Origin of the sequence: Micromonospora sp. AB353 (genome assembly GCF_049538395.1) — a bacterium.
GTDB classification, from domain to species: domain Bacteria; phylum Actinomycetota; class Actinomycetes; order Mycobacteriales; family Micromonosporaceae; genus Micromonospora; species Micromonospora aurantiaca.
The window spans coordinates 1-2,794 of the sequence record NZ_JBMVFV010000166.1 but is presented as its reverse complement, the minus strand read 5'-3'; the positions used below and the strand labels follow the sequence as shown (position 1 = coordinate 2,794).

Below are 2,794 nucleotides of genomic sequence, written 5' to 3'. Positions count from 1 at the left end.
GGGAACCTCCGTCCGGACGCGAACGGCGGCTCGGGCGCGATCGGAGGCTCGGGCGCGGTCGGAGGGGCCGTCGGAGGCACGGTCGGCGGCGCGGGCGCGGTCGGCCCCGGTGCCGGTCCGCAGGCGGCCGGAGACCCGAGGACGGTCGGCGGGCCCCCTGTGGCCGGCGGCCCGCCCGCCGCCGGTGGCCCGCCCGGGGACGGCGGTTCGGGTGCGATCGGCCGCGCGGCCGCTGTGGGCCGGGCGGCACCACAGACGAGCGCCCGGCCCGGTGAACCGGAACGCGGCCAGGCGGCCGAGCCGGAGCCGGCCGCGACCGCCGAGCCGTCCCGGGGCGGATCGGCCCGCCCGGCCCCGATCAGCCTCGGCCCCACAGTCCTCACCAGCTTCGTCGACCCGGGCAGCCCGGGCGGCCCCGAGTCGGCGCCCCGCGCCGACGCCCTCAGCCCGGTGCACATCGTCGGCCCCGGCGCCGCGCCGGTCGCCAAGCCTCCACCGGTCGCCCACAGCGGGCCTGTCGACAGCGGCGCGGTTCACCCGGCCCCGCCCCGGCCCGCCGGCGTCCCCCGCCCCGCCGATCCCCCGCTCACCTCCGACGACGGGAACCCGCTGCACCGCTGGGGACTCATGCTGGGCGCCGTACTCCTGGCGGTGGCGACCGGGGTGGGCACCGCGCTGGCGATCACCGGTGGCCGCGACGATGCGCCGCAGGCGGGCAGCTCCACCGAAGCCGTCGCCCGCCCCTGGGACCGTCCGCCCGGGCCGGGCGTGCCGCCTCCGCCGTTCCCCTGCGTCCGCCCCGACGTGGCGGGCACGCCGGTCCGCAAGGGACCGCCACCTGACGACCCGCCGGTGACCGTTCCGGCCGGCTGGGTCTGGCCCGCCGACACCGGCGGTTTCCGGATCGCCCTGCCCGCCGGCTGGCTGCAACTGCGCTCCGGTGACACCACCTGCTTCCAGGACCCGGAGACGCGGCGCATCCTGGGCGTCGAGCCGTACCCGGGAGGTGATCCGGTGGGCCGGCTGAAGTCGTCCGAGCGGGACCTGACCTCGGCCGGCCGGCTGCCGCACTACCAGAAGGTCCGGCTGGAGTCCGACGGCCCGGGCGCGGCGTGGGAGTGCCGCTGGACCGCGCCGTACGGGGAACGGATGCGCGCGTTGCGCGTCCTGCCCGGCGAGCGGGCCGGCTGGACGCTCGGCTGGACCACCTCCGACGCCGACTGGTCCGCCGCCTCGAAGCAGTTCGCCGTCATCCGCGCGAGCCTCGGCACGGTACGGCCCACCCGTACCGCGGGCTGATGGGGCGCGGCGGGACACCACTTCCCCAGTGGACCGTCCGGCTGATGCCCCGCTGTCGCACGGGCTGACTACAGTGGCGTAGTTTTCGTGGATCAAGATCTTCGGGAAGGGCGAGCCGAGATGATGGGACCGTCCCACGCGCTCTCGGGCGCGGCGGTGTGGCTGACCGGCTCCTGGGCCATGGCCCAGTTCGCGGACTACCACCAGACACCGCTGGCCCTGGCGGTGGGCACCGCGGTCTGCGCCGGCGGGGCGCTCTTCCCCGACCTGGACCTGTCCGGGAAGGTCACCCGCAACCAGGGCGGCGCCACGGTGGCCCGCACGTTCGGCGTGGTCAGCCTCTTCGTCGCCGAGGTGATGGAGAAGATCTCGCTCGGCGTCTACTACGCCACCAAGCTCAGCAAGGACCCGCGCCGCAACAACGGGCACCGCACGCTGACCCACACCATCCCGTTCACCGTGCTCGTCGGCTGGGGCACCACCGCGCTGTGCGCCCACTACGGCAAGTGGGCGGTGGTCGGCATCCTCTTCTTCATGATCGGCCTGGCGCTGCGCGGGCTGTTCGACGAGTGGGCCGAGCGTGCCGGCTGGGTGGTGGTCACGCTGGTGTCCGCCGCCGCGGCCTGGTTCACGTTCGCCAACCTGCCCGGGGACCGGGGCTATCCGATGATCGGGCTCGCGGTCGGGGTGGGCTGTTTCGTGCACATCCTCGGCGACATGATCACCCGGGCCGGGGTGCCGATCCTGTGGCCCATCCCGATCAAACGCCGGATGTGGACGATGATCGGCCTGCCCAACAAGATCGCTCTGCGTACCGGCAGCAAGGCCGAGACGGTGGTGCTGCGCACCGCGATGACGATCCTGTCCGTCCTGGCCGCGGTGGGACTGGTCGCCCCGTCGGTGCTGCAACGCTTCGACATCCAGGTGTAGGTCAGCGCGCCTCGGCGCGTACCGGGCCGGTGGTGGCCGCCCGGGCCCGGATCAGCCGGGCGGTCCAGCCCACGCCGCGGGCGGTGAGCGCGTACGCCGCCGTCGGCGGGAGGGCCAGCAGCGCGGCGATCCCGGCCACCAGCGGCACCCGGGCGCCGGGCACGTCCGTGGCGACCGCCGTCGCGGCGGCGTACCCGGCGGCCAGCCCGACCGCGACGAGCCCGGCGTACGCGAGCGCCGGACCGGCCCGCCGGCCGTCCCGCCGCCGCGCCGAGCGCGACGGCCGGCGCGAACAGCAACGGCAGCGCCGCCACACCGAGCAGCGCCGCGATCAGCACCAGCAGCGGTCCGGCCAGCGGGCCGCCCGGGTCGGCGCCGGTGACCAGCGCGTACGCCAGCAGGCCGAGGTAGCCGGCGACCGCCTCCGCGACGACGACGAGCCACGCCGCGACGGCTCCGGCGAGATGACGAGCGACAGTGGTACCCACGTTGTCCCCTCCCCCGTGCGGACGGCGCCACGACCGTCCTGTGGGCACGGTAGCGCCCGGGGTGGCGGCAAGCAGAG

The 2,794-nt window shown here is 76.1% G+C and carries 4 protein-coding genes; 3 read left to right on the top strand and 1 reads right to left on the bottom strand.

Annotation, left to right across the window (positions count from 1 at the left end):
• Both ACPCK6_RS29495 and ACPCK6_RS29490 read left to right on the top strand, forming a co-directional pair.
• Positions 1-1,299, top strand: a 1,299-nt coding sequence (locus ACPCK6_RS29495) for a serine/threonine kinase C-terminal domain-containing protein (RefSeq protein WP_514132369.1), incomplete at its 5' end; no start/stop codon positions are given.
• 120 nt (positions 1,300-1,419) lie between these two features.
• Positions 1,420-2,229 (top strand): metal-dependent hydrolase, encoded by an 810-nt coding sequence (locus ACPCK6_RS29490; RefSeq protein ID WP_318334736.1) that lies wholly within the window; start codon positions 1,420-1,422, stop codon positions 2,227-2,229.
• 1 nt (position 2,230) lies between these two features.
• On the opposite strand, the gene ACPCK6_RS29485 is transcribed toward ACPCK6_RS29490, so the two are convergent.
• Positions 2,231-2,392, bottom strand: a complete 162-nt coding sequence (locus ACPCK6_RS29485; protein ID WP_423482843.1) for a hypothetical protein — start codon at positions 2,390-2,392, stop codon at positions 2,231-2,233.
• A gap of 4 nt (positions 2,393-2,396) precedes the next feature.
• Between ACPCK6_RS29485 and ACPCK6_RS29480 the strand changes: the two genes are divergently transcribed.
• The coding region (locus ACPCK6_RS29480; RefSeq protein ID WP_423482842.1) for a hypothetical protein at positions 2,397-2,794 on the top strand (398 nt) is incomplete at its 3' end.